At 70.0% G+C, this 24,046-nt stretch carries 23 protein-coding genes; 18 read left to right on the top strand and 5 right to left on the bottom strand.

Annotation, left to right across the window (positions count from 1 at the left end):
- Window positions 1–112: 112 nt before the first annotated feature.
- Together DCE93_RS14180 and DCE93_RS14175 are read left to right on the top strand one after the other, a co-directional pair.
- Window positions 113–478 (top strand): hypothetical protein, encoded by a 366-nt coding sequence (locus tag DCE93_RS14180; protein ID WP_108596447.1) that lies wholly within the window; start codon window positions 113–115, stop codon window positions 476–478.
- A complete protein-coding gene (locus DCE93_RS14175) occupies window positions 463–2,004 on the top strand; it encodes an alpha/beta fold hydrolase (protein ID WP_108596446.1) in 1,542 nt (513 codons plus the stop codon). Before DCE93_RS14180 ends, DCE93_RS14175 begins: the two co-directional genes overlap by 16 nt.
- Here DCE93_RS14175 and DCE93_RS14170 read toward each other — a convergent pair.
- A complete protein-coding gene (locus DCE93_RS14170) occupies window positions 1,967–2,353 on the bottom strand; it encodes a phage holin family protein (RefSeq protein WP_108596445.1) in 387 nt (128 codons plus the stop codon). The genes DCE93_RS14175 and DCE93_RS14170 overlap by 38 nt on opposite strands.
- 49 nt (window positions 2,354–2,402) lie before the next feature.
- Here DCE93_RS14170 and DCE93_RS14165 point away from each other — a divergent pair, with 49 nt between their 5' ends.
- From DCE93_RS14165 to DCE93_RS14150, 4 genes are all read left to right on the top strand, one after another.
- Entirely contained in the window at window positions 2,403–3,527 is a 1,125-nt protein-coding gene (locus DCE93_RS14165; protein ID WP_420836979.1) for a histidinol-phosphate transaminase, read from the top strand.
- A gap of 16 nt (window positions 3,528–3,543) precedes the next feature.
- A complete protein-coding gene (locus DCE93_RS14160; protein WP_108596443.1) occupies window positions 3,544–4,689 on the top strand; it encodes a thiamine pyrophosphate-dependent dehydrogenase E1 component subunit alpha in 1,146 nt (381 codons plus the stop codon).
- 98 nt (window positions 4,690–4,787) lie between these two features.
- Window positions 4,788–5,747: an alpha-ketoacid dehydrogenase subunit beta gene (locus DCE93_RS14155; protein WP_235825216.1), complete on the top strand. Its 960-nt coding sequence runs from the start codon at window positions 4,788–4,790 to the stop codon at window positions 5,745–5,747.
- A 63-nt stretch (window positions 5,748–5,810) separates the two neighbouring features.
- Window positions 5,811–7,289, top strand: a complete 1,479-nt coding sequence (locus tag DCE93_RS14150; protein ID WP_108596441.1) for a dihydrolipoamide acetyltransferase family protein — start codon at window positions 5,811–5,813, stop codon at window positions 7,287–7,289.
- A 55-nt stretch (window positions 7,290–7,344) separates the two neighbouring features.
- On the opposite strand, the gene DCE93_RS14145 is transcribed toward DCE93_RS14150, so the two are convergent.
- Complete coding sequence (locus DCE93_RS14145; protein ID WP_168186237.1) at window positions 7,345–7,830, bottom strand: GNAT family N-acetyltransferase; 486 nt, start codon at window positions 7,828–7,830, stop codon at window positions 7,345–7,347.
- Between the two features lie 153 nt (window positions 7,831–7,983).
- Here DCE93_RS14145 and DCE93_RS14140 point away from each other — a divergent pair, with 153 nt between their 5' ends.
- The 10 genes from DCE93_RS14140 to DCE93_RS14955 all read left to right on the top strand — a co-directional run bounded on the left by DCE93_RS14140 (window position 7,984) and on the right by DCE93_RS14955 (window position 18,221).
- The gene (locus tag DCE93_RS14140) at window positions 7,984–9,024 is read left to right on the top strand and encodes a metal ABC transporter substrate-binding protein (RefSeq protein ID WP_108596439.1); all 1,041 of its coding nucleotides are present in this window, start codon (window positions 7,984–7,986) and stop codon (window positions 9,022–9,024) included.
- 5 nt (window positions 9,025–9,029) lie between these two features.
- Window positions 9,030–9,821, top strand: coding sequence for a metal ABC transporter ATP-binding protein (locus DCE93_RS14135; protein ID WP_205647442.1), 792 nt, complete (start codon window positions 9,030–9,032; stop codon window positions 9,819–9,821).
- Between the two features lie 46 nt (window positions 9,822–9,867).
- Window positions 9,868–10,734 (top strand): metal ABC transporter permease, encoded by an 867-nt coding sequence (locus DCE93_RS14130; RefSeq protein WP_244284191.1) that lies wholly within the window; start codon window positions 9,868–9,870, stop codon window positions 10,732–10,734.
- Window positions 10,734–11,576 (top strand): metal ABC transporter permease, encoded by an 843-nt coding sequence (locus DCE93_RS14125; protein WP_108596436.1) that lies wholly within the window; start codon window positions 10,734–10,736, stop codon window positions 11,574–11,576. The genes DCE93_RS14130 and DCE93_RS14125 overlap by 1 nt, the downstream gene beginning before the upstream one ends.
- Entirely contained in the window at window positions 11,573–11,989 is a 417-nt protein-coding gene (locus DCE93_RS14120; RefSeq protein ID WP_108596435.1) for a Fur family transcriptional regulator, read from the top strand. The genes DCE93_RS14125 and DCE93_RS14120 overlap by 4 nt, the downstream gene beginning before the upstream one ends.
- Window positions 11,990–12,325: 336 nt before the next feature.
- Complete coding sequence (locus DCE93_RS14115) at window positions 12,326–13,801, top strand: quaternary amine ABC transporter ATP-binding protein (protein ID WP_108596434.1); 1,476 nt, start codon at window positions 12,326–12,328, stop codon at window positions 13,799–13,801.
- A complete protein-coding gene (locus DCE93_RS14110) occupies window positions 13,798–14,721 on the top strand; it encodes an ABC transporter permease (protein WP_108596433.1) in 924 nt (307 codons plus the stop codon). The genes DCE93_RS14115 and DCE93_RS14110 overlap by 4 nt, the downstream gene beginning before the upstream one ends.
- A 134-nt stretch (window positions 14,722–14,855) precedes the next feature.
- A complete protein-coding gene (locus DCE93_RS14105; protein WP_108596432.1) occupies window positions 14,856–15,743 on the top strand; it encodes a glycine betaine ABC transporter substrate-binding protein in 888 nt (295 codons plus the stop codon).
- Window positions 15,744–15,964: 221 nt separating this feature from the next.
- On the top strand, window positions 15,965–17,335 hold the full coding sequence (gene gad / locus DCE93_RS14100) for a glutamate decarboxylase (protein ID WP_108596431.1): 1,371 nt from the start codon (window positions 15,965–15,967) through the stop codon (window positions 17,333–17,335).
- A 13-nt stretch (window positions 17,336–17,348) separates the two neighbouring features.
- On the top strand, window positions 17,349–18,221 hold the full coding sequence (locus tag DCE93_RS14955; protein ID WP_276329506.1) for a YrhK family protein: 873 nt from the start codon (window positions 17,349–17,351) through the stop codon (window positions 18,219–18,221).
- Here DCE93_RS14955 and DCE93_RS14090 read toward each other — a convergent pair.
- The 3 genes from DCE93_RS14090 to DCE93_RS14080 all read right to left on the bottom strand — a co-directional run bounded on the left by DCE93_RS14090 (window position 18,190) and on the right by DCE93_RS14080 (window position 21,361).
- The gene (locus DCE93_RS14090) at window positions 18,190–19,110 is read right to left on the bottom strand and encodes a carbohydrate ABC transporter permease (RefSeq protein WP_205647441.1); all 921 of its coding nucleotides are present in this window, start codon (window positions 19,108–19,110) and stop codon (window positions 18,190–18,192) included. The genes DCE93_RS14955 and DCE93_RS14090 overlap by 32 nt on opposite strands.
- On the bottom strand, window positions 19,107–20,042 hold the full coding sequence (locus DCE93_RS14085; RefSeq protein ID WP_108596430.1) for a carbohydrate ABC transporter permease: 936 nt from the start codon (window positions 20,040–20,042) through the stop codon (window positions 19,107–19,109). The genes DCE93_RS14090 and DCE93_RS14085 overlap by 4 nt, the downstream gene beginning before the upstream one ends.
- 77 nt (window positions 20,043–20,119) lie before the next feature.
- A complete protein-coding gene (locus tag DCE93_RS14080) occupies window positions 20,120–21,361 on the bottom strand; it encodes an ABC transporter substrate-binding protein (protein WP_108596429.1) in 1,242 nt (413 codons plus the stop codon).
- Between the two features lie 223 nt (window positions 21,362–21,584).
- Between DCE93_RS14080 and DCE93_RS14075 the strand changes: the two genes are divergently transcribed.
- A complete protein-coding gene (locus DCE93_RS14075) occupies window positions 21,585–22,817 on the top strand; it encodes a Gfo/Idh/MocA family protein (protein ID WP_108596428.1) in 1,233 nt (410 codons plus the stop codon).
- Between the two features lie 64 nt (window positions 22,818–22,881).
- Entirely contained in the window at window positions 22,882–23,946 is a 1,065-nt protein-coding gene (locus tag DCE93_RS14070; protein ID WP_108596427.1) for a LacI family DNA-binding transcriptional regulator, read from the top strand.
- The last annotated feature ends 100 nt before the right edge of the window (window positions 23,947–24,046 follow it).

The raw sequence follows: 24,046 nt of genomic DNA, 5'->3' as shown, positions 1-24,046 counted from the left end.
CGCCCGACATCCGACTCAGGTCCCGTCCTCCACAAGACGTTCGCTTCGCCGGCTCTGCACAGGGTGGATGCCGCCGGCCACGCTGAGCCGTCCGCGCCGACAGACTCGGCGCATGCCCGACCCCGACCCCTTTCTGTTCGCCCTGAACGGCACCGCCGTCACCGCCGAGCGCATCGACGACGCCAGGGCGTACCTGCTCAAGCTCGGCTCGCTGCTGGCCGAGATGAACGAGTCGGTCCATCGGCTCGTGCCGCCGTCGACCGGCGCGTGGCGGTCCGCTGCCGCAGGCGGCTACGCGAAGGGGCTCGATGAGCTGCGCAGTCGCGTGCTCGGCGCCCGTGACGCACTCGACCACGCCGAGGCGGCGCTCTGCGACCGCATCCGGCGCATGGAGGCGGAGTACGAGGTGCAGCGAGCGACTCTCGGCGAGCCGCAATCGCCGGTCGCGCGAACGGATGCCTCGTGGACGATTCGCTGACCGTCAGCGGGGGCGGCTCGACCGCGGTGGCGACCGACGCGCTGTACGCCGACGCCGCCCGACTGGGCGGCACCGAGGCGATCGTGGCCGACTGGAGCGAACGTGCCCGGGTGATCGGCGACGGCCTCCGCGTGCTCGCACTGAGCGAACCGGCGGCCGGTCCGTCGGGGGTGTTCTCGGTCGACTGGGGAGTCGCCGCGGCGCGGACACGACTCCGCGAGGCCGAGGGCAGCGCCGGGTGGCTGCGTCGCTCGCTCATCGAGAGCGCAGAGCGCTACGGCGCCACGGAACGCGCGGTCGATGCCCTGTGGCGTGTCGGAGGTTCGCACCTGGCGTGGCTCATCGGAGCCGCTGCGCCGATCTGGGTGGGCGGCGTCGTGCTCGCCGGCGCGGCGGAGGTCGGGGCCCGGGCGATCGGCTGGCGCACCCCGCTCAGCGGCTGGCTCGGCGACGAGCGGCGGCTCCTGTCCGACCCGGGCTTCGTGCGCGCCGTGCGCACCGCGGCCGACTCCGCCGATGAGGCGCTCGCCGGGCTGTTGCGCATCCCCGGCGCGCCGGCGATCGGGGCCGCATTCGGCCCGTCGATCGGCGCTCCCGCGGCCGCCACGGCGGTGCTCGGCGCCGCCGGGGCGCTCGGCGCCGTCACCGACAGCCGGGTGCTCGTCGACGGCCCGGTGCGGGTGGTGCGCTCGATTCCCGACGGTCGCAGCGACCAGAGCGTCGGCCCGAGGTCGGCCCGCGCCCCGGAGCATCCGGTCGAGGGCCCGGTCACCGCGCCGCGCGGCATCGGCGAACTGGTCGAGCGCATCCCCACCGCCGACGCCGGAGCGCAGATCCGCGTGGAGCGCTACGGCGACGCCGCCGACCCCAGGTGGATCGTCTACATCGGCGGCACGGTCGATCTCGGCCTCACGGCGGGTGTCGAGACCAACGACATGACCAACAACCTGCACGGCATCGCGGATGACTCGGCGCTCGACGAGCTGCGCATCACCGGCGCGGAATCGGGCGCCGGCGAGCGGGCCGTGCGGCTCGCCCTCGCCGAGGCGGGGGCGCGCCCCGGCGACCCGATCATCCCGGTCGGGCACTCCGGCGGCGGCATCGTCGCTGCCGGGCTCGCCGGGGATCCCGCGCTCAACGTGGTCGCGGCCGTGAGCGTGGGCGGCCCGGTCGCCTCGGCGGAACTCCGCGAGGGAGTGCCCCTGCTCTCGGTCGAGCACGAGGAGGACCTCGTGCCGGCGACCGGTGGCTGGGGGCATCCGTCGGCCGACCGCCTCACCGTCTCGCGAAGCGTGCTCGAGTCAGGTGAGGATTACGCCTCGGCCCTGCCCGCGCACGAACTCGTGCGCTACCGGGAGACCGCGAAGCTGATCGACTCGGCAGAGGAGGAACGGCTCGTCGCGTTCCGCGAGCGGGTCGCGGACTTCACCGGCGATGGAGCCGGCGATGGAACCGGTGAGATGACCCGATGGATCGGGCTCCGCGAGGTCAGTCGTTCGACGACGGACGAACCACGAGGCCGATGAGCCAGCTGATGAGTCCGAGCACGAGTGCGCCGAGCACGCCCCACCAGAAGCTGTCGACCACGAGGCCGAAGCCCATGAGCTCGCTGATCCAGTCGACGAGCAGCAGCAGCAGGCCGTTGACGATGAACGAGATGAGCCCGAGCGTCAGCACGTAGAGCGGAAAGGCGACGATCCTGATCAGATTGCCGATGACGGCGTTCACGAGCCCGAAGATGAGCGCTACGAGGAGGTAGGTGAGCACCGTGGCGATCTCGGTGTCTGCAAATGGCACCACGTTCACACCGGCGACGATGAGAGTCGTCAGCCAGAGGGCGAATGCGACGACGATGACCTTGACGATGAACCGCATTGCTCCACTCTGGCAGACGGTGCACGACGGACGAAGGAGTACGGTGGAAATCGTGACCGCACCGGAGCCCGCAGGGGCGCGCGTACGCCTGCGCCCTGAGATCGCCGCCCTTCCGCCGTACCGTCAGGGGCGCCCTGCGCCCGCCGACGGGTTCAAGCTCTCGAGCAACGAGAACCCGTCGGGCCCGCTGCCGTCGGTCGTCGAGGTCGTCGCTGCGACGGCGCACCACATCAACCGCTATCCCGACGCCACGGCACTCGCCCTTCGCGAGCGGCTCGCCGAACGGTTCGGGGTCTCGGCCGACGAGGTGCTCATCGGCGCCGGCTCGGTCTCGCTCCTCGCCCAGTTCATCCTCGCGGCCGCCGCCCCCGGCGACGAGGTCGTCTACTCCTGGCGCTCGTTCGAGGCCTACCCCGGCCTCGTCACCGTCGCCGGTGCGACGAGCGTCGCCGTGCCGAACCGGGCCGACCACGGCCACGACCTCGACGCGATGGCCGAGGCGATCACTGACCGCACCCGCGTCGTCATCGTGTGCTCGCCCAACAACCCCACGGGCGTCGTCGTGACCGCGGCCGAGTTCGACGCGTTCATGGCGAAGGTGCCCGCCGACCGTCTCGTGCTGCTCGACGAGGCCTACATCGAGTTCGTGCAGGGCGAGGGGGCAGCGGGCGGCGCGGTCGACGGCCGCACGCTCGTCGGGCGCCACCCGAACCTCGTCGTGCTGCGCACCTTCTCAAAGGCCTACGGGCTCGCCGGTCTCCGAGTGGGCTACGCCGTCGGGCCCGTCGAACTGCTCGAAGCGGCGCGCGCGACGGCGATTCCGCTCGGGGTCACGGCTGCCGCGGCATCCGCCGCCCTCGCCTCGCTCGAGCCGGCCGCCGAGGCCGAACTGCTCGATCGCGTCGCCGTGATCGCCGAGCGGCGCGATCGCCTGCGCACCGCGCTCATCGATCAGGGCTGGCCGGTGCCGGCCGCCATGGGCAACTTCGTCTGGCTGCCGACCCGCGACGCGACAACCGCGGTCGCCGACCGCCTCTTCGAGGCCGGGCTCGTGACGCGCGCGTTCCCTCCAGAGGGCATCCGGGTGTCGATCGGCGAAGAGGAATCTGTGGACACCCTCCTCAGGATTCTCAGTGAGCTTGTGCCGGGCTCACAAGAAGGGCGTCCCGCGTAGCGGGTAGCGTGGAACGGTGGCAGCCCGCGAAAGAGAGTTCACCGCGCCGACGGTCCAGCTCCTGACCCCCGAGGGCGATCTTCGTCCCTCCCCCGAGGCCGAGGCCTACCTTCCGCTCGTCGAGGCGTTGACCGATGGCGAGCTCGAGCGCTTCTACCGCGACATGGCGGTTTCCCGCCGCATCGACGTCGCCGGCGCGAACCTGCAGCGGCAGGGCCAGCTCGCGCTGTGGGTGCCGAGTCACGGGCAGGAGGCCGCGCAGGTCGGCTCCGCGCACGCGGCGCGCCCGCAAGACCACCTGTTCCCCTCCTACCGCGAGCACATCGTCGGCATCATCCGCGGTCTCGACCCGGTGCGCATCCTCGCGCTGCTGCGCGGCGCGACGCTCGGCGGCTGGAATCCCGAGGAGAACGGCAACTTCCACCTCTACACGCTCGTGCTCGCCTCGCAGACGCTGCACGCGACGGGGTACGCGATGGGCCTCCAGTTCGACGGCGCGACCGCGACGGGCGACCCCGAGACGGATGCCGCGGTGCTCGTGTACTACGGCGACGGCTCCACCTCGCAGGGCGATGCGAGCGAGGCGCTCGTGTTCGCGTCGAGCTACCAGACGCCGCAGGTCTTCTTCATCCAGAACAACCAGTGGGCGATCTCGGTGCCCGTCGAGCGGCAGTCGCGCAGCCCGCTGTCGCTGCGCGGCGGCGGCTTCGGCATGCCGGGCGTGCGCGTCGACGGCAACGACGTGCTCGCGAGCTACGCCGTCACCCGGCAGTCGCTCGAAGAGGCTCGCGCCGGCGACGGCCCCAGCCTCATCGAAGCCCTGACGTACCGCATGGGGGCGCACACCACCGCCGACGACCCCACGAAGTACCGCAGCGACGACGAGGTGGCGTACTGGGGGGCGCGCGACCCGATCACGAGGTACCGCACGTGGCTCGAGGGCCGCGGGGCATCCGCTGCCTTCTTCGCCGGTGTCGACGCCGAGGCGAACGACATCGCCGCCGACCTTCGTCACCGCGCGCTCGAGCTCACGGCACCCACTCGCGAGGTCATCTTCGAGCACGTCTACAGCGAGCCGCACCCGCTCATGGTCGAGCAGGCCGAGTGGCTCGAGACCTTCGAGACCTCGTTCGACAACTCGGCCGACGAGGGCGCCGCATGAGCGCCCGCACCGAAGAGGAGACCCACGTGACGGATGTCGCGATCGATGCGGTGTCGGCCGCCGAGACGTCGGGTGTGCGCGGCGTGCAGACGCTCTCGATGGCGAAGGCCATCACCGCGGGCCTCCGCGAAGCCCTGCGCGCCGACGAGAAGGTGCTGCTCATGGGTGAGGACATCGGCCCCCTCGGCGGCGTCTTCCGCGTGACCGAGGGACTCTCGGCGGAGTTCGGCGACAAGCGAGTGCTCGACACCCCGCTCGCCGAGTCCGGCATCGTCGGCACGGCGATCGGTCTCGCGATGCGCGGGTACCGGGCGGTCATCGAGATCCAGTTCGACGGCTTCATCTTCCCCGCGTTCGACCAGATCACCACCCAGCTCGCGCGCCAGACGGTGCGCCACGACGGCACGGTCTCGATGCCGATCGTGATCCGCGTGCCCTATGGCGGGCACATCGGCTCGATCGAGCACCATCAAGAGAGCCCCGAGGCGTACTTCGCGCACACGCCGGGCCTGCGCGTCGTGAGCCCGTCGAACCCGCACGACGCCTACTGGATGATCCAGGAGGCGATCCAGTCCGACGACCCCGTGCTGTTCTTCGAGCCGAAGAGCCGGTACTGGCCGAAGGGACCGGTCGACCTCGACCACGCCGGGCTGCCGCTGCACGCGAGCCGCGTCATGCGGCCGGGCACCGACGTCACGGTCGTCGGCCACGGCGCGATGGTCGCGACGCTGCTGCAGGCCGCAGACATCGCGGCCAACGAGGGGCGCAGCCTCGAGGTCGTCGACCTCCGCTCGCTCTCCCCGATCGACTACGGGCCGCTGCTCGACTCCGTGCATCGCACCGGGCGGCTCGTCGTCGCGCAAGAGGCCTACGGCAACGTCTCGGTCGGCTCGGAGATCGCCGCGACCGTCGCCGAGCGGGCCTTCTACTCGCTCGAGGCCCCGGTGCTGCGGGTGTCGGGCTTCGACACGCCATTCCCGCCCGCGGCGCTCGAGACCGAGTACCTGCCGAGCCCCGACCGAGTGCTCGAAGCCGTCGATCGCGCCCTGGCGTACTGACGACGGCGCGCCACGCGCGCTGACATGACGACCAAGGCATAGATCGACTGCGAGGGTAAGAACATGAGCGAGATCCGATTCCCCCTCCCCGACGTGGGCGAGGGGCTCACCGAGGCCGAGATCGTGCAGTGGCATGTCGCGCCCGGTGATCGCATCAGCCTCGACCAGGTCTTCGTCGAGATCGAGACGGCGAAGTCGCTCGTCGAGCTGCCCAGCGCGTTCGAGGGCGTCGTCGCCGAACTGCTCGTCGCCGAGGGCGCCACCGTCGACGTCGGCACCCCGATCCTGGTGATCCAGACGGATGCCGCGGGGCTCGCCTCCGGGACGCCGGGCGGCGGTGCCGGCGCGGGCGCCGTGGCGGCCCCGGCCCAGCCCGCTCCTCCGGCCTCCACCGCTCCCCCGGTCTCGACGCCGGTGCAGGCTTCAGCGGCCGTTGCCGCGCCCACGGTTGCGGCGTCGGCCGATGAAGGAGGCGGCGCGGTGCTCGTCGGGCACGGCAGCTCCGGACCGGCGGCGACCCGTCGCCGACGTCACCCCACGCCCGATGGTGCACACGGCCACCTCGCGGCCCCGGCTCCCACCCCGCCGGCTCCGCCCGCGCCGACGCGCTCGTCGGGCCCGGCGACCGGGTCGGCCGCGACATCCGCTGCCGCCGCCGTGACGACGCGCCCGGCCGCGCGCGTGCCGGTGATCGCGAAGCCACCGATTCGCAAGCTCGCGAAAGACCTGGGCGTCGATCTCTCCCGCGTCGCGCCGACCGGGCCGATCGGCGACATCACTCGCGACGACGTGATCCGCGAGGCGAGCCAGGCGAGCGTCTTCCGCAACATCCAGACGCCCGAGCGGCCCGAGGGTCGCGAGGAGCGCATCCCCGTCAAGGGCGTGCGCAAGGTCATCGCGAACGCCATGGTGCAGAGCGCGTTCCAGGCTCCGCACGTGAGCGTGTTCGTCGACGTCGACGCCACTCGCACGATGGAGTACCTGAAGCGGCTGAAGGCCTCACCCGACTACGCGGGCGTGCGCATCTCGCCGCTGCTGATCATGGCGAAGGCGATGATCTGGGCGGTGCGCCGCAACCCCACGGTGAACGCCCAGTGGACCGATTCCGAGATCGTCGTCAAGCACTACGTGAATCTCGGCATCGCCGCGGCGACGCCGCGGGGCCTCATCGTGCCGAACGTCAAAGAGGCGCAGGCGATGACGATGGTCGAGCTCGCGACGGCGCTCGAGCAGCTCACCCTGACGGCGCGCGAGGGCAAGACCCAGCCGGCGGAGATGCAGGGCGGCACGATCACGATCACGAACATCGGCGTGTTCGGCATGGACACCGGAACGCCGATCTTGAATCCGGGCGAGGTCGCCATCGTCGCCCTCGGCACGATCAAGCAGAAGCCATGGGTCGTCGACGGTGAGGTGCGCCCGCGCTTCGTGACGACGATCGGGGCCTCGTTCGATCACCGCGTGGTCGACGGCGACGTGGCGTCGAGGTTCCTCGCCGACGTCGCCTCGATCATCGAGGAACCCGCACTGCTGCTGGAGTAGCCGACCTCGAGGCTCGCGCGCCGCGTACGCTGCGCCCGATAACCCGCTTGCGGGGTTACAGGCGCAGTTCGTAGATGATCTCTTCAGGCGTGCGGGCGACCTGCGCGAATCCGATCTTCTCGAGCGTCTGCCGCGCGGGCAGGTTGCCGACCTCGGCCTCGGCGCGCAGCACCGAGACCCCGGCGGCCCGCGAGAGCTCGACGACGGCCGTGACCGTGTGAGCTGCCAGGCCGTGCCCGCGCACCGCCGGCACGAGGCCGAACACGAAGTCGACCGCGCCGTCGTCGTCGGGCGGGCCGAACAGATTCACTCCCCCGATGGCCGGCCCGTCTTCGCCGCGGCGCACGAGGTAGGGGCCGAAGGGCCTGGGGTCGCCGTTCTCTTGCACCGCGAGCAGGTACTCGGAGAGCAGTTCGGGTTCGTCGGTGAAGGCGTACGCGCCTTCCCATCCGTCGTGCGGGTCGACCTCGCCGGAGAGCAGGCGCTCGGCATCGGCGACGGTGAACGGATGCAACGTGAGGGGGGTCGTCGTCGTATCCACGTGATTCACTCTCCCATGTCGAAGCGACACTCGCCAGATCTGTCCACAGTTCTCCTCCGGGAATGCGCCGCCCGCATCCGGATGTTCACCGAAGGGGCGTTCACGGCGCCTCATGGTTTTGACAATCATTATCAATAAGCCTACGGTTGACGCATGCCCACTCGTTCCGACGCCCACGCCGCGCGGGCCACGCGTCGGCTGCCGGTCGTCGCCGCCGGGGCGATGCTCGCCGCGTCGGCGCTCGCGCTCACGGCATGCGCGTCACCCGCGGCATCCGACGATGCTGCGGGCGGCCCCGCGATCGTCGCGACGACGACCCAGGTGGGCGACTTCACCCGCGAGCTCCTCGGCGACACCGCCGAGATCACCCAGCTGCTCCCCCCCGGCCAGAGCGCCCACAGCTTCGACCCCTCTGCCGCGCAGCTGCTCGCCCTGTCGAACGCCGACGCGCTCGTCGTCAACGGCGGCGGGCTCGAGAGCTGGATCGACGACGCGGTGCAGGCATCCGGCTTCGACGGCGAGTTGATCGACGCGAGCACCGGCATCGAGCTCTACGGCACCGACGACCACGGTCACGGGGTCGAAGCTGAGGCGACCGGCGGCGCGCACGATCACGACGCCGGCAACCCCCACATCTGGACCGATCCCGAGCTCGCCGAGCGCATGGTCGAGAACATCGCGGCCGGGCTCTCCGAGGTGCCGGGCGTCGACGCAGTCGTGCTCGAGCAGAACGAGGCCGACTACGTGGCGAAGCTCGACGCGCTCGACCAGTGGATCGAGCAGAACATCGCGGCGGTTCCGGTGGCCGATCGGCTGCTCGTGACGAACCACGACGCCTTCACGTACTTCATCGACGCCTACGAACTCACCTTCGTCGGCAGCATCATTCCGAGCTTCGACGACAACGCCGAGCCGAGTGCGGCCGAGATCGACGCCCTCGTCGAGCGGATCCGCGCGACCGGTGTCGAGGCGGTCTTCTCCGAGGCATCGATCTCAGCGAAGGCCGCCGAGACCATCGGTTCGGAGGCCGGGGCGACCGTGTACTCCGGGCCCGACGCGCTCTACGGCGACTCGCTCGGCGTCGAAGGCAGCGAGGGCCAGACCTACCTCGGCAGCCAGTTGCACAACGCCCGACTGATCCTCGAGTCGTGGGGCGTGACTCCGACCGAGGTGCCGGCGGCACTGCAAGGATGACGATCATGACCGACTCCCCCGTGCTGCGCCTCCGCGGCGCCGCGTTCACGCACCCCGGCGGCGGCGGCGTCGGCGAACTCGATCTCGACATCCTGCAGGGTGAGGCCGTCGCGCTCATCGGGCCGAACGGCGCCGGCAAGTCGACGCTGCTGAAGGGGATCCTCGGACTCGTGCCGCGCACTGCGGGAACCATCGAGCTCCGCTCAGCAGCAACGTCTGGCGAGGCAGCTCGCACCTCGCATGCCGCAAACGGAATGGTCGCCTTCCTTCCGCAATCCGCCGAGCTCGATCCCGATTTTCCGATCAGCCTCGAGCAGGTCGTGATGCAGGGGCGCTACCGCGGGCTCGGGCTCTTCCGCTGGCCGGGCCGTGCCGATCGCGCCGCAGTGCGCCGAGCACTCGAGACGGTGGGGCTCGCCGAGCTCGCCAAGCGCCCGTTCGGGGCGCTCTCGGGCGGGCAGCGTCAACGGGGCCTGCTCGCTCGTGCCCTCGCCTCCGACCCCGCTCTGCTCTTGCTCGACGAGCCGTTCAACGGTCTCGATCAGGCCAACCGCGATGCACTCGTCGAGACCATCCGCTCACTGAAGGCGAGCGGCGTCGCGGTGCTCGTCTCGACCCATGACCTCGAACTGGCACGCCTCGTCTGCGACTCCGTGGTGCTCGTGAACGGCACGCAACTCGCGAGCGGTCCCGTCGACGAGGTGCTCACGTTGCGCAACGTGCAGGAGTGCTTCGACGGAGTCGGCGTCGAGATCGACGAGCACACCCTCGTCGTGCCCGGTCACGAGGGCCACTGAATGCCTCGACCGACATATGCGAGACCCGGCGAGCAGGCGGCGGCCCGTGTCGCTGACTGATGCGCTCTTCGGGGCGTTCGCCATCCCCTTCATGGGGCGGGCGCTGCTCGTCATGCTCGTGCTGGCCGTGGTCGCCGGCTTCGTCGGCGTGCTCGTCAACCTCCGCAGCCTCGAGTTCATCAGCGACGGGCTGACCCACGCGGTCTTCCCCGGCCTCGCGATCGGACTCGCCGTCGGCGGCAGTGCCGGACTCCTGCCGGGCGCCGCCATCGCCGCCCTCGCGGGCGCCCTCGCGCTCACCTGGCTCGACCGAGCGGGTGTCACCGCCGACGCCGCGATCGCGATCGTGCTGACGGCGACGTTCAGCGTCGGCGTCATCGTCGTGTCGCGGAGTGAGAACTACGCGGGCGAACTCGAGGCGCTCCTGTTCGGCCGGGTGCTGACCATCCCGCCCGCCGAGGTGCTGCCGCTCATCGTGGTCGCCCTCATCGCCCTCGGCATGGTGCTGCTCACGTTGAAGCAACAGCTCTATCGCGCATTCGACGCGAAGGGCAGTCGCGCGGCCGGCGACTCTCCCCTCACCCTCGACCTCGTGCTGAACTCGGCGATCGCCCTGGTCGTCGTCGCGGCGGCGAGCACCATCGGCACACTGCTCGTGCTGGCACTGCTGATCGTGCCGGGGGCGGTGGCCCGGCTCGTGACGGCTCGGCTCTGGTGGCTCTTCCCGGTCGCGGCGGCGTTCGCCGCCATCGCGGCCTGGCTCGGCCTGGCACTCGGCTTCGCGGCCTCCGTAGGCGCAGGGGTCGACCTGCCGGCGGGCAGCACGGTCGTGGCGGTCTTCGTGGTGGGGTACGCACTGGTGCTCCTCGTGTACCGCACGTTCGGGCGGGGCCGCACGGGGGAGCGGCGCTGATGGGCTACTTCGAGCGCGCCCTCGTCGCGGCGATCGTCATCGGTGCCGGGGCCGGATTCGTCGGCTCGCTCATCGTCGTGCGGCGGCGCACCTTCTTCGCGCAGGCGCTCACGCACGGCACCTACCCCGGGGCGGTCGCCGCCGCGGCGCTCGGCGTGAGCGTGCCGGCCGGAGCGGCCGTGGCATCCGTGGTTCTCGTCGCGGTGATGGCGGGCATCGCCCGGGTACGTCGGCAAGGTGCGCAGGTCGCGGCCGGCATCGTGCTCACCGGCGGCTTCGCGGCGGGGGCGCTGCTGCAGGCGGCGATCCCCGGGCTTCCAGTGCGCGCCGAATCACTGCTCGTCGGCTCGATCCTCACGGTGAGCGACGGAGATATACTGCTCGCGGCATCCGTTGCGCTGCTCGCCGTCGTGTGCGTCGTGCTGTTCGGCAAGGAGATCGCGTTCTCGACCTTCGACCCGCAGGGTTTTCGAGCGGCCGGCTACCGCGAGTGGCCGGTTGAGCTGCTCGTGCTGGGTCTGACGGCGGCCTCCGTCGTCAGCTCGCTGCCCGCCGTCGGTGCGATCCTCGCGATCGCGCTCATCGCGGCCCCTGCCGCTGCGGCACGGCTCGTGGTGCGCTCGTTCCGCGCGCTGCTGGTCGTCGCACCCGTGATCGGAGCGGCATCGGGGGTGCTGGGCGTCATCGCGTCACGTGGATTCGCCGTCGCGGCGGGCCCGGCCATCGCCCTCGCGGCGACCGGATTCTTCCTGCTCGCACTCGGCGTCTCGAAGCTGCGGGCGGTACCGTTGAACCGGGTCGCGACACCCGTCGAGACCGCAGAGGATGCACGCATCGCATGAAGCGCAACACCTGGCAGCGAGAAGCCGTTCGCGAAGCCCTCGACGACACCGAGGGGTTCATCAGTGCGCAGGCACTGCACTCGACGCTGCACGCGAGCGGCTCGCCGATCGGCCTCGCCACCGTGTACCGCGCGCTCGGCGATCTCGCCTCGAGCGGCGACGCCGACTCGCTCCAGTCGCCCGACGGCGAGGCGCTGTACCGTGCCTGCAGCACGACCGGCCACCACCATCACCTGATCTGCCGCAACTGCGGTCTGACGGTCGAGATCGCCGCCGACGAGGTCGAGGCGTGGGCCAAGAGCGTCGCAGCCGAACACGGATTCACCGGTGCCGCGCACGTCGTCGACGTCTTCGGGCTGTGCGAGAACTGCACCAGGCTGCAGTCCGCAGGGGAGCAGCGCGAACACTCTTAGACTGAAACTCCCAGGTCAGAACCAAATTCATTCGATTCGATTTGGGATGTGCCACTGACCTCGATACGGTGGACAGCGGTCTGAAAGACCGATCGCCCAGTCCGCGCTTCTGCATTCCGAAATCGGCATGCAGAAGCGTACGGTTCGGCGGCGTGGCATCCGGCCCCCATGGCCGAATGCGACGGAGACCCGATTCGCCCGCGCACCACAGGTCGCAGGCTCGAGTTCGTTTGCTCCGAGTCGCCGTCAACCCGGCCGTGACCCACGAGCCAGCACCGAGCTGCGACCGCGCGCCCTTCGTGCGCGGTCTTCGGCGTGCGCTCCGGGAGCCCGTAGATGACCGAAACGCCAGCACTCGAGGTGCGCCGCCTCACGAAGTTCTTCGGCCGCAAGCCGCGAGAGGCGATCGAGCGCCTGCGCGCCGGCGCGAGCCGCACCGAACTCGCACCGCTCGGCACGGCCGCCGTCATCGACGCCGACTTCGAGGTGCACCGCGGCGAGATCTTCGTCGTGATGGGGCTGTCGGGATCCGGGAAGTCGACGCTGATCCGCACCCTGAACGGCCTGCTCGAGCCGAGCGACGGAACCGTGACGGTGATGGGGGAGACCATCACGGGCATGTCGCGGAAGCGGCTGCGCGAGGTGCGCCGGCGTCACGTCTCGATGGTGTTCCAGCACTTCGCGCTGCTGCCGCACCGCACCGTGCTCGAGAACGCCGCGTACGGTCTCGAGATCCAGGGCGTGTCGCCGGCCGAGCGCCGGGCCCGCGCAGAGCACATCCTCGAGCGGGTCGGTCTCGGCGGATGGGGCGACAAGATGCCGGCTGAGCTCTCGGGCGGCATGCAGCAGCGCGTGGGTCTCGCCCGGGCGCTGGCGTCGGACACCGACATCCTCCTCATGGACGAAGCCTTCTCGGCCCTCGACCCCCTGATCCGCAAGGAGATGCAGGAGCAGCTCGTCGAGCTGCAGCACGAGCTCGGCAAGACCATCGTCTTCATCACGCACGATCTGAACGAGGCGATGTTCCTCGGCGATCGCATCGCCGTGATGCGCGACGGGCGCATCGTGCAGCTCGGCACCGCCGAGGAGATCCTCACCGACCCCGCCGACGGCTACGTCGCCCAGTTCGTGCAAGACGTCGACCGCTCCCGGGTGCTCACCGCGGGCAACGTGATGGAGGCGCCCCGCGCCGTGGTCACCGCCTCGGCGGGCCCTCGGGCCGCGCTGCGCTCGATGCGCGACCTGCAGACCTCGATGGTCTTCGTGGTCGGCAGCGGGCGGCGACTGCTCGGCGTTGCACACGATCGTGACGTGCTGCGACTCGTGCAGCGAGGCGAGCGTTCCCTCGAGTCGGCGATCAGCGACGATCACCCCGTGGTCGGTGCCGACGAGCACCTCTCTGAGCTCTTCGAGAGCGCCGTCGAGAGCCAGCTCCCGCTCGCCGTCGTCGACGAGCAGGGTCGCCTGCTCGGCGCCGTGCCGCGCGTGACCCTGCTCGCCGCCCTCGGCAACGTCTCGGCGAACACCGCAGAGCAGGCGATCATCGAGACGCCCGCGACGATCCCGGTCGACGTGATCACCGCCACCCTGCATCGCACCGCGCGACCCGACACCGCGCTCGCCGATGCCGCCGACGCATCCGCCGTCGCCGCCGCGGCCGCGGAGGCCGCCGACATCCGTGCCGAAGCGCTCAGCAAGGAGACCGAAGCATTCAGCCGCGACGCCGAGGCGCTCAGCCGCGACGCCGAAGCGCTCAGCCAGGAGACCGACGCGACGCGAGCGGATGCCGCGGGGGAGAGGAGCCCGGCATGACCGACATCCGACTTCCGCTCGGCGACTGGGCCGCCGCGTTCATCGCCTTCATCACCGACGTGTTCGGCGGCTTCTTCACCGTCGTGCGCAACGTCTTCGCCGGCTTCTACGACCTCGTCGACCTCGTGCTGCAGTCCCCGCCGTTCTGGATCGTCGTGATCGTGCTCGCGGCCGTCGCCTGGCTCGCGAAGGGTTGGAAGCTCGCGCTCGGCACCGCGCTCGGCCTCCTCGTGATCGTGGGCGTCGACCAGTGGGACAACGCCATGTCGACGCTCGCCCTCGTGCTGGTCGCCTCGCTCATCGCGGTCGCGATCGCGGTGCCGCTCGGCGTGCTCGCCGCCCGCTCCGACGTGGCGTCGAAGGTGATCCGGCCGGTCCTCGACTTCATGCAGACGATGCCCGCGATGGTCTACCTGATCCCGGCACTCATCCTCTTTCGGGTCGGCGTCGTGCCGGGCATCGTCGCGACGATCATCTTCGCGATGGCTCCCGGCGTCAGGCTCACCGAGCTCGGCATCCGCGGCGTCGACACGGAGGTCGTCGAGGCCGGCCAGGCCTTCGGCGCCTCGCCGTGGCGCATCCTCCGCCAGATCCAGTTGCCGCTCGCGATGCCGAGCATCATGGCCGGGGTCAACCAGGTCATCATGCTCTCGCTCTCGATGGTCGTCATCGCCGGCATGGTCGGCGCCGGCGGGCTCGGCGGCGAGGTCGTGCAGTCGCTCACCCGCATCGACGTCGGCCTCGGTTTCGAGGCCGGGCTCTCGGTCGTGATCCTCGCGATCATCCTCGACCGGGTCACCGGGGCGCTCGGCGTTCCGCGCACGCGGAGCAGTCGCAGGAAGGCTGCGCCGGCGACGGATGCCCCGGAGCCGCTCGGCCCCGAGGCCGAACGCATCCCCGCGGCATCCGCCACCGCCTGAGCCGGCCCACTCGACGCGACCCGCCGAGCCGACCGGCCCTGAGCCGACCGGCGCACGCACTCGCCGCGCGGAATCGCGCGGCGCCCTCCCCAGCACCCGTGACACAGCACACGGGAGGAAAGGAAAAGAAGAACATGCGCACCCTCACTGGAGCACTGGCCCTCGGGGCGGTCGCCGCCCTGGCACTCAGCGGCTGTGCCGCCGAGGCCGAGGCCGAGACCCTCGAGAACGGCGACGAGAAGAACGTCACGATCGCCGTGTTCAACGGCTGGGACGAGGGCATCGCCGCGAGCGAGCTCTGGAAGGCCGTGCTCACCGAGCAGGGCTACGACGTGACCCTCGAGTACGCCGACCCCGCGCCCGTCTACTCGGGCCTGACGACCGACGACTACGACGTCACCCTCGACACCTGGCTGCCGATCACCCACGCCGACTACATCGAGCAGTACGGCGACGACCTCGTCGACCTCGGCGCCTGGAACGAGGACGCGAAGCTCACCATCGCGGTGAACGAGGATGCCCCGGTCGACTCGCTCGCCGAACTGGCGGCGAACGCCGACCTCTTCGGCGACCGGCTCATCGGCATCGAGCCCGGATCGGGCCTCAACCGCGTCACAACCGACGAGGTCATTCCGACGTATGGCCTGGGCGACCTGGAGTACCTGACGAGCTCGACGCCCGCGATGCTCGCCGAGCTGACCGCCGCGACCGAGAACGGCGAGAACGTCGCCGTGACGCTCTGGCGCCCGCACTGGGCCTACGACGCGTTCCCGCTCAAGGACCTCGAAGACCCCGAGGGCGCGCTCGGCGACGCCGAGGGCATCCACTCCTTCGGCGGCAAGAACTTCGCGACGACCCACCCGACCCTCGCCGGCTGGCTCGAGGGCTTCACGATGGACTCCGAGCTGCTCTTCTCGCTCGAGAACGTGATGTTCAACGAGTCGGGCTCCGACGACTACGCGCCGGTCGTCGAGCAGTGGATCGCCGACAACCGCGACTACGTCGACACGCTGACGAAGTAGCGCGCCACCGCGAAACGGACCAGGGCGGGTGAGGGATGCAGCGGCATCCCTCACCCGCCTTCGTCATCTGTGCGGGGTACCGCCGCGGGCGGCGCTGGCGTAGGGTCGGCGAGGAGATGGTGTGATCCGGCCCGGGGGGCCCGGCACTTCAGTCCGACCGCCTTCCGGCGGGCCCGCGTACGGCGTCGGCCCGGGGGCCGGCCTGACTGGAGGGACCGACGATGACTCACGACCCGAGTGTGCTCGCACCGACATTCACGAGGACGGCGGTGCGCGGAGTCGCGCCGCGGAACACGATGCCCGACGGCGAGATGGACCCGTCGTCGGCGTACCAGATCGTGCACGACGAGACGATGCTCGACGGCAACGCGCGCTTGAACCTCGCGACCTTCGTCGCGACCTGGATGGGCGACGAAGCCGACCGGCTGTACGCGGAGTCGTTCGACAAGAACATGGTCGACAAAGACGAGTACCCGCGCACCGCCGCCATCGAGGAGAACTGCTGGCGCATCCTCGCGTCGCTCTGGAACGTGCCCGACGTCACCGACTCGATCGGCACCTCGACGATCGGCTCCTCTGAGGCGTGCATGCTCGGCGGCCTCGCGTTCAAGCGGCGTTGGCAGATCGCGCGCCGTGCGGCCGGCAAGTCGACCGAGAAGCCGAACCTGGTGATGAGCTCGGCCGTGCAGGTGTGCTGGGAGAAGTTCTGCAACTACTTCGAGGTGGAGATGCGCCTCGTGCCCATCACCGAAGAGCACCCCACCCTCGATGGGGCGCAGATCGAGCAGTACGTCGACGAGAACACCATCGGCGTCGTCGCCATCATGGGTGTGACGTACACCGGCATGTACGAGCCGGTGAAGGAGATCGCCGAGGCCCTCGACGCCCTGCAGGAGAAGACGGGCCTCGATGTGCCCATTCATGTCGACGGGGCATCCGGCGCCATGATCGCCCCGTTCCTGCAGCCCGCGATCGAGTGGGACTTCCGCCTCGAGCGGGTGCACTCGATCAGCACCTCGGGGCACAAGTACGGTCTCGTCTACCCGGGCGTCGGCTGGGTCGTGTGGCGCACGCTCGACGCGCTGCCCGAGGAGCTGATCTTCCGGGTGAGCTACCTCGGCGGCGACATGCCGACCCTCGCGTTGAACTTCTCGCGGCCGGGCGCCCAGGTGCTGCTGCAGTACTACCAGTTCCTCCGCCTCGGGCATGAGGGGTACACGGCCATCCAGCAGGAGTGCCAGGACGTCGCGAAGTACCTCGCGAAGGGGATCTCGGACATCGGCGCCTTCGAGCTCTGGAACGACGGGTCGGACATCCCGGTGTTCGCCTGGCGGCTGAAGGCCGGCTACACCGACAAGTGGAATCTCTACCACCTCTCGGACCGGCTGCGGATGAAGGGGTGGCTCGTGCCGGCGTACCCGATGCCCGACAACCTGAACGACCTCACGGTGCAGCGCATCGTCGTGCGCAACGGCCTCAGCCGCGACCTCGGCGACGAGCTGCTCGAAGACATCCGGGTCGAGACCGCGTGGCTCGACGCGCTCACCTCGCCCATGCCCGTTGAGGGGCAGAAGCCCGGGTTCCACCACTGAGCGGGTCGCGGTCTTGAGCGGAACGGACCGAATGCGAGCGGATGCCGCGACGCCGAGTCCGTCGACCGGTGGCGCCGGTGGGCGACGGCGCCGCCTCCGCCGTGAGTCGTGGGGGTTCGCGATCGGATCGCTCTGCTTCCTCGTCGGCGCGATCCCGTTCTACGCCGAGTGGGCGGGCCCGGTCGGGGTGGGCGTCACCTTCTTCGCGGGCTCGATCCTCTTCACGCTCGCCGCGTTCATCCAGCTGAGCCTCAGTGGCCGTCGCCCGCCGCGGATCGGCACGAACCGGGCAGACCGTGCCGACTGGTGGGCGGCCGCGATCCAGTTCGGCGGCACGCTGTTCTTCAACCTCAGCACCGCTGCCGCGCTCGCCGCCGCGATCGCCGACCCCACCCGCCTCGGGGCGGGCTGGCGACCAGACGCGTGGGGTTCGGCGGCGTTCCTCGTCTCGAGTGGGCTCGCGGTGGTCGCGACGAAGCGCCGGGGCGAGCTCTGGGACGCGGACGCCCGCTCGTGGCACGGCACCTGGTTGAACCTCGTCGGGTCGATCGCGTTCGGCGCCTCGGCGTTCGGCGCCTACGTCGTGCCCGAGACCGGCTCGCTCGTGAGCGAGTTCTGGGCGAACCTCGGCACCCTGATCGGGGCGGCGTGCTTTCTCGTGGCCGCGCTGCTCTCGCGGCGAACGATCGACGCCGGGCCCGGGCCCGGCCCTGAGGCCGAACCCGAACCCGACGCCGACCCCGAGCCCGAACCCGGCGCCGGACCCGAACCCGACGCCGAGCCCGGACCCGGCGTCGAGCCCGGCGCCGGACCCGAATCCGACGCCGAGCCCGAACCTGAGTCGGGCACCGGCCCTACTTCTCGGCGCCGGCCACCATGCCCTTGATGAAGTAGCGCTGCAGCACGAGGTAGACCGCGAGCACCGGCACGACCGACATGAGCGACGCGGCCGCTGCCGCACCGAGGTCGCTGCCCGAACTGGCGAAGAACGTGCCGATCGCCGGGGCGATCGTGCGCATGTCGGGGCTGCGCATGAGGTAGACGCTCAGCGCGTACTCGTTCCACACCGCGACGCTCGTGAGGATGACGACGGTCGCGGTGACCGGCTTCAGCATCGGGAAGACCACCCGGAAGAGGATTTGCACGGGGCTCGCGCCGTCGACCGCTGCGGCCTCCTCGATGGAGAGCGGCAGCCCGCGCATGAAGGAGGCGTAGAGGAAGATCGCGAGTGGCAATTGCGTGGCGACCATGACGAGGATGGTGCCCCAGTAGGTGTTGACCGCCTGCAGTTGGTTCATCATCGTGTAGAGCGGCACGAGGATCGACAGCGGCGGAACCATGATGAGGCCCACGATGCCGACCATCACGAGCCGGTTCGTCACGCTCGTGCGGCGAGCGAGCGGGTAGGCGGCGAGGGCGCCGAGCGCGCACACGAGCAGCGTGCTCACGAGGGTGACGAGCGCGCTGTTGCCGATCGCGCCGAGGATGTGGCCGCGGTCGACGGCCGTGGTGAAGTTCTGCCAATACCACTCGTCGCCCGGGAGCACCCACTGCGAGGAGAGGTCGCTGCGCGGCTTCAGCGCCGTGGTGACGGTGATGTAGAAGGGCAGCAGCTGCAGCACGATCGCGACGAGCAGCCCGAAGCCGATCGCGATGCTCCCGACGGCACGACCGGCACGACCGGCACGCGGGCGGGCAGGGGGGCGTCGGTCGTCGGTGAAGCGGATGCCGCGTTCGGCCGTCGCTCCGGCGGGTTCGGTGATCGTCGTGGTCACTGCAGCTCCAGACGCTTGCGGTTCAGCATCGTGTTCGCGAAGAGGGTGAACACGGCGATGAGGATGAAGAGGGCGACGCCCATCGCGGAGGCGTATCCGGCGGTCTGGTTGTCGAAGTACGCCGTGCTGATGAGGGTCGAGACCGAGTTGGTGGAGTAGCCGGGCCCGCCGCCGGTGAGCACCTGGATGACGTCGAAGAGCTTGAGCCCGCCGATGAGGTTCAACACGATGCTCGTGGCGAAGGCGGGCTGCAGCAGCGGCACGGTGACGTTCATGAACTGCTGCAACGCGCCGGCGCCGTCGAGTCGGGCGGCCTCGTAGTACATGACCGGGATCGATTGGAGTCCGGCGAGGTAGATGACCATCGAGATGCCGACGAACTGCAGGGAGTTGACGAGCACGATGAGCGCGATGGCCGTGTTCGAGTCGCTGAGCCAGGCCGTGCGCTCGCCGCCGAGGGCGACGACGAGATCGTTCAACCCGCCCGAGTTGTAGGAGAAGAAGAGGTAGTACATCGTGCCCATGACGACGGGGGAGACGAGCACGGGAAGGTAGATGATCGCGCGGGCGACGTTGCGGCCGCGCATCGCACGGTCGAGCGCGAGCGCGAGGGCCAGGCCGACGACCTGCTGGATGAGCGTGGAACCGAACCCGTAGATGAAGGTGTTGAAGAGGGCCGTGTGGAAGATCGGGTCGGCGAACAGTCGGCCGTAGTTCTCGAGGCCGATGAAGCTGCGGCCCGGGCTGTAGCCGTTCCAGTTCGTGAACGAGAGCACGATGCCGTTGAGGAGCGGCCAGATCGTGAACAGCGCGAGCACGGCGAGGGCCGGCACGTAGAAGAGGTTGAGGCTGCGGCGCGCGAATCGAGGGCTCGCGGATGAGCGGGAACCGCGTCGACGCTGCGGGAGGGTGAGGGATGACGTCGCTGTCAACGCAGTGGCCTTTCGGGAGGTGCGGTGGAACCGGGGGAGTGGATGGTGGGGCGGCAGGGCCGCCCCACCATCGGGGGTCACTCCTGGCCGTGGAGGCTGTCGAAGCTCGTCGTCATCTGGTCGACGGCGGTCGGGACATCCGCTTGGCCGGTGATGATGCTGTCGGTCGTCGAGACCATGGTGTCCCAGATGCCGTTCGGCAGGTAAACCCGGTCGAAGTAGGGCAGCAACGGAACGTCACCTGGCGCAACGAACTCGTCGTAGCTGGCCTGCAGCACGCCGAGGTCGCTCGTGGCGTCGGTGAGGCCGGGGATGCCGCCGATCGCGCTCGCGAGCTGGGAGAGGTTCTCGGGCTCGGCGAGGAACGCGAGGTAGTCGAGGGCCTCCTGCTTGTGCTCGGAGGTGCGGGACACGCCGTAGGCGCGACCCTCGCCGCCGACGAGGAACGGCGAGCCGGCGTCGGACGGGATCGGGAAGTAGCCGAGCTCGGCGTCGGGGTCGAAGCCGAGTGCGGTGCCGACGATGTAGTTCTGCACCATGATGAACCCGGTCTTGCCCTCGGCGAGGGCCCGCCCGAGGTCGTCGGTCGTGGCCGAGGAGTAGTCGGGGTTGAAGTACCCCGCGGCCTGCCACTTCGCGACCTCGTCGAGGAGCGACGCGTAGCCGTCGGCCTGGAACTCGCCGTCGAGGAAGCCCTGGAACTCCTCGTCGGTGAACCCGCCCGAACCCATGAAGTCGGGGATGTTGCCGGCGAACCAGCTGTCTTTGCCCGACGAGGCGATCGGCGTGACGCCGGCGTCGGCGAGGGTCTTCAACGCCGCGTCGAACTTCGCCCAGTCGGTGAGGCTCGCCGGGTCGATGCCCGCGGCGTCGAGCACGGCCCGGTTGTAGACGATGCCGGCGACGTCGGTGTCGAGCGGGAGCGCGAAGAACTCGCCTTCGGCGTTCTCCATCGCGGGAGCGAGCGCGGGGTTGAAGTTCTTCGCCCAGGGCTGGTCGTTCAGGGGCTCGAGGAACTCGCTGTAGCGCAGCAGCGACCAGCCGTGCGTCGCCCAGATGTCGGGCACGTCGCCCGAGGCGAGGCGGACCTTCATGTCGGCCTCGTACGTGTCGGTGGCCGGCACGAGATCGATCTCGATGTCGGGGTGGTCGTCGGTGTACGCCTCGGTGACTTCGGCGAGCACTTCGAGGATCGGGTCGGTCGCGCCGAGGTTGGTCTGCACCTCGATCGTCGTGCCGCCGTCGTCGCCGGCGGAGCAACCCGTCAGCGCGACGGCGAGCACCGCAACGGCGGCGAGACCGGGAAGAGTGGACTTCATCGTCTGTTCCTAACACTTGGGGACATCCGCTCCGGACTTCGACGTCGCCGGGGCGGGTTGCTCAGAGGTTACCCGCGTAGATAATTAATCGCAAGAGTGAGTTCGTCCCAGTGAATCAAAGGATTCCAAGGAAGGAATCCTTGTTGACACGCGTAGAACGCAGTGCGAGACTGCCTTCACACGCGAGCAATTCGGCGACGCGTGCAAAGGCGAAGGAAACACCATGGCGTTCTCGTTGGGCATCGTCGGCGCTGGCCAATTCTCGGGCCAGTTCGCGACTCTCTTCCACCACCACCCGGGCGTCTCCGAGGTGTACGTGACCGACACGATCCCCGAGCGGGCCGACGAGCTCGTCGCGGCAGCAGGGCTCGCGGGCACGATGGCGAGCTTCGACGAGATGCTCGCCTCCCCGGTCGACGCCATCGCGATCTTCACCCAGCGGTGGACCCACGGCCCGCTCGTCGTGCGCGCGCTCCGGGCCGGCAAGCACGTGTACTCCGCCGTGCCGATGGCGATCACCGTCGACGAGATCGCTGCGATCATCGAGGCCGTGCGCGAGACCGGGCTCACCTACATGATGGGCGAGACGAGCTTCTACAACCCCGCGACGGTCTTCGCCCGTGAGAAGCTCGCAGCCGGTGCATTCGGCCGCCTCTTCTACGCCGAGGGCGACTACGTGCACGACATGGACCTCGGCTTCTACGACGCCTACCGCTACAGCGGCGGCGAGAACTGGAAGGCCACGGCGAGCTACCCGCCCATGCTCTATCCCACGCACTCCATCGGCGGTGTGCTCGGGGCCTGGCCGACCTTCGCGACGGCCGTCTCGGCGGTCGGTGTCGTCGACGACCGCGGCGACGGCGTGTTCGACCGCGAGGTCAGCCAGTTCGACAACGACTTCTCCAACGTCACCGCGCTCTTCGAGCTCGCCGCGGGCGGCTCCATGCGCATCAACGAGTTCCGCCGCGTCGGGTTCCCCTCGCACCGCCGGGAGTCGCGATTCCGGTGGTTCGGCACCGACGGCACCTTCGAGCAGGTCACTACCGCCTCGTACTGGCAGACGAGAGAGGGGGTCGAGGATGTCTCCGAGCTCATCGACACCCACCCGTCGCTCGATGCCGACGACCCGTCGCTCGCGCACGTCGCGCCGGCGCTGCGCGACGCGTTCGTGTCGGGCTACGCCCCGATCCACGACCGGTCGCGCATCCCCGAAGAACTGCGGGGGCTCCACAACGGGCACGAGGGCAGCCACCACTTCCTCGTCGACGACTTCGTGCATGCCGTCGAACACGGCACGCTGCCGCCGGTGAACGCCTGGACGGCGGCACGGTTCACGCTTCCGGGCGTGATCGCACACGAATCGGCCCGCCGCGGCGGCGAACGCCTCGTCATTCCCGACATGGGCGAGCCCGAGGCATCCGCTCGCCTGACGCCGACGGCGGCACTCAGTCGCTAGCCTTGCACTCGCGCGACCCCGGCAGCTCCTGCGCCCGGTCCGCCGCTGAACGAGGGGATCTGAGATGAGCGAGCTGCCCAAGAACAGGAAGGTCACGCGAGCCGACGTGGCCCGCTACAGCGGCGTGAGCACCGCGGTCGTGAGCTACGTGCTCAACAACGGGCCGAAGCCGGTCGCCCCGCTCACTCGTGAACGGGTGCTCGAGGCGGTGCGCGTGCTCGGCTACCGGCCGAACGCCGCGGCGCGGGCCCTGTCGACGGGGTCGGCCGACATGATCGGCATGATCGTGGTCGACAGCCGCAACCCGTTCTTCGCGCAGCTCTGCCACGCGCTCGACCGTGCGACCGTGCGGCGCGATCGCTCGTTGCTCATCGCCAACTCCGATCGTGAGCACGTCGCTGCGGCCGATCAGATCCACGATCTCGCGGCACGCCAGATCGGCGGGCTCATCATCGCCGACGTGCTCACCGCGGTGGAGCAGGCGATCATCGAATCGCTCGACATCCCGGTGGTGCTCATCAACCAGTACACGGGGGCGAGCAAGACCCCGGCGATCGGCGTGGACTTCCGCGCCGGAGCGAAGTCGGCGGTGGAGCACCTCATCGAGCACGGCTATCGCGACATCGCGTTCGTCGGCAGTGCGCTCGCGATCGATCGACGCGAACGCGGCTGGTCCGACGCGCTCAGCGAGGCCGGGCTGCCGCTCGGACCGCGCCTGCACGCGCCGTTCTCGTACGCCGGCGGGTACGAGGCGGGCCTCGCGCTCGCCGAGTCGGAGCGCCGGCCGCGGGCCGTGTTCGCGGCATCCGATCAGATCGCGGTCGGCCTGCTCGCCGCGCTGCACCGGGCCGGCTTGCGCGTGCCCGACGACATCGCGGTGGTCTCCTTCGACGGCACGATGGAGTCCGCCTACACCTGGCCGCCGCTGACCACGGTCGCCCAGCCGATCGCGGCGATGGCCGACGAGGCGATCCGCCAACTGGTGACCGGCGTGCTCACGCCGGGGCTCACGACCTTCCCGACCGAGCTCGTCGTGCGGGAGTCGTGCGGGTGCGCCGCCGGGGTCTCCGGTGTCGGCGCGGGCCTGGTCGAGGTCGATTCGACGTCACATCTCGACCTCTCGTTGTAAATTTGCAATAATCTCTTGCAAGGCACGTTTTCGTGCCGGCTTCTCCGTCGACCGAGTGAGCGGTGGGGGAGTCCGCGCTCGCCGAGTTCTCGAGGAGGAG

Origin of the sequence: Agromyces badenianii, assembly GCF_003070885.1 — a bacterium.
In the GTDB taxonomy this organism is placed as follows: domain Bacteria; phylum Actinomycetota; class Actinomycetes; order Actinomycetales; family Microbacteriaceae; genus Agromyces; species Agromyces badenianii.
The sequence above is the reverse complement of the archived record's forward strand: the minus strand, read 5'-3'. Positions and strand labels throughout refer to the sequence as shown.

What these genes read in the sequence shown, in the direction of transcription:
- DCE93_RS14180 (WP_108596447.1), top strand. Translation starts at nt 113, where the DNA reads ATGCCCGACCCCGACCCCTTTCTGTTCGCCCTGAACGGCACCGCCGTC.
- DCE93_RS14170 (WP_108596445.1), bottom strand. Translation starts at nt 2,353, where the DNA reads ATGCGGTTCATCGTCAAGGTCATCGTCGTCGCATTCGCCCTCTGGCTG.
- DCE93_RS14155 (WP_235825216.1), top strand. Translation starts at nt 4,788, where the DNA reads ATGGCGAAGGCCATCACCGCGGGCCTCCGCGAAGCCCTGCGCGCCGAC.
- DCE93_RS14150 (WP_108596441.1), top strand. Translation starts at nt 5,811, where the DNA reads ATGAGCGAGATCCGATTCCCCCTCCCCGACGTGGGCGAGGGGCTCACC.
- DCE93_RS14140 (WP_108596439.1), top strand. Translation starts at nt 7,984, where the DNA reads ATGCCCACTCGTTCCGACGCCCACGCCGCGCGGGCCACGCGTCGGCTG.
- DCE93_RS14135 (WP_205647442.1), top strand. Translation starts at nt 9,030, where the DNA reads ATGACCGACTCCCCCGTGCTGCGCCTCCGCGGCGCCGCGTTCACGCAC.
- DCE93_RS14125 (WP_108596436.1), top strand. Translation starts at nt 10,734, where the DNA reads ATGGGCTACTTCGAGCGCGCCCTCGTCGCGGCGATCGTCATCGGTGCC.
- DCE93_RS14120 (WP_108596435.1), top strand. Translation starts at nt 11,573, where the DNA reads ATGAAGCGCAACACCTGGCAGCGAGAAGCCGTTCGCGAAGCCCTCGAC.
- DCE93_RS14115 (WP_108596434.1), top strand. Translation starts at nt 12,326, where the DNA reads ATGACCGAAACGCCAGCACTCGAGGTGCGCCGCCTCACGAAGTTCTTC.
- DCE93_RS14110 (WP_108596433.1), top strand. Translation starts at nt 13,798, where the DNA reads ATGACCGACATCCGACTTCCGCTCGGCGACTGGGCCGCCGCGTTCATC.
- DCE93_RS14105 (WP_108596432.1), top strand. Translation starts at nt 14,856, where the DNA reads ATGCGCACCCTCACTGGAGCACTGGCCCTCGGGGCGGTCGCCGCCCTG.
- gad (WP_108596431.1), top strand. Translation starts at nt 15,965, where the DNA reads ATGACTCACGACCCGAGTGTGCTCGCACCGACATTCACGAGGACGGCG.
- DCE93_RS14080 (WP_108596429.1), bottom strand. Translation starts at nt 21,361, where the DNA reads ATGAAGTCCACTCTTCCCGGTCTCGCCGCCGTTGCGGTGCTCGCCGTC.
- DCE93_RS14075 (WP_108596428.1), top strand. Translation starts at nt 21,585, where the DNA reads ATGGCGTTCTCGTTGGGCATCGTCGGCGCTGGCCAATTCTCGGGCCAG.
- DCE93_RS14070 (WP_108596427.1), top strand. Translation starts at nt 22,882, where the DNA reads ATGAGCGAGCTGCCCAAGAACAGGAAGGTCACGCGAGCCGACGTGGCC.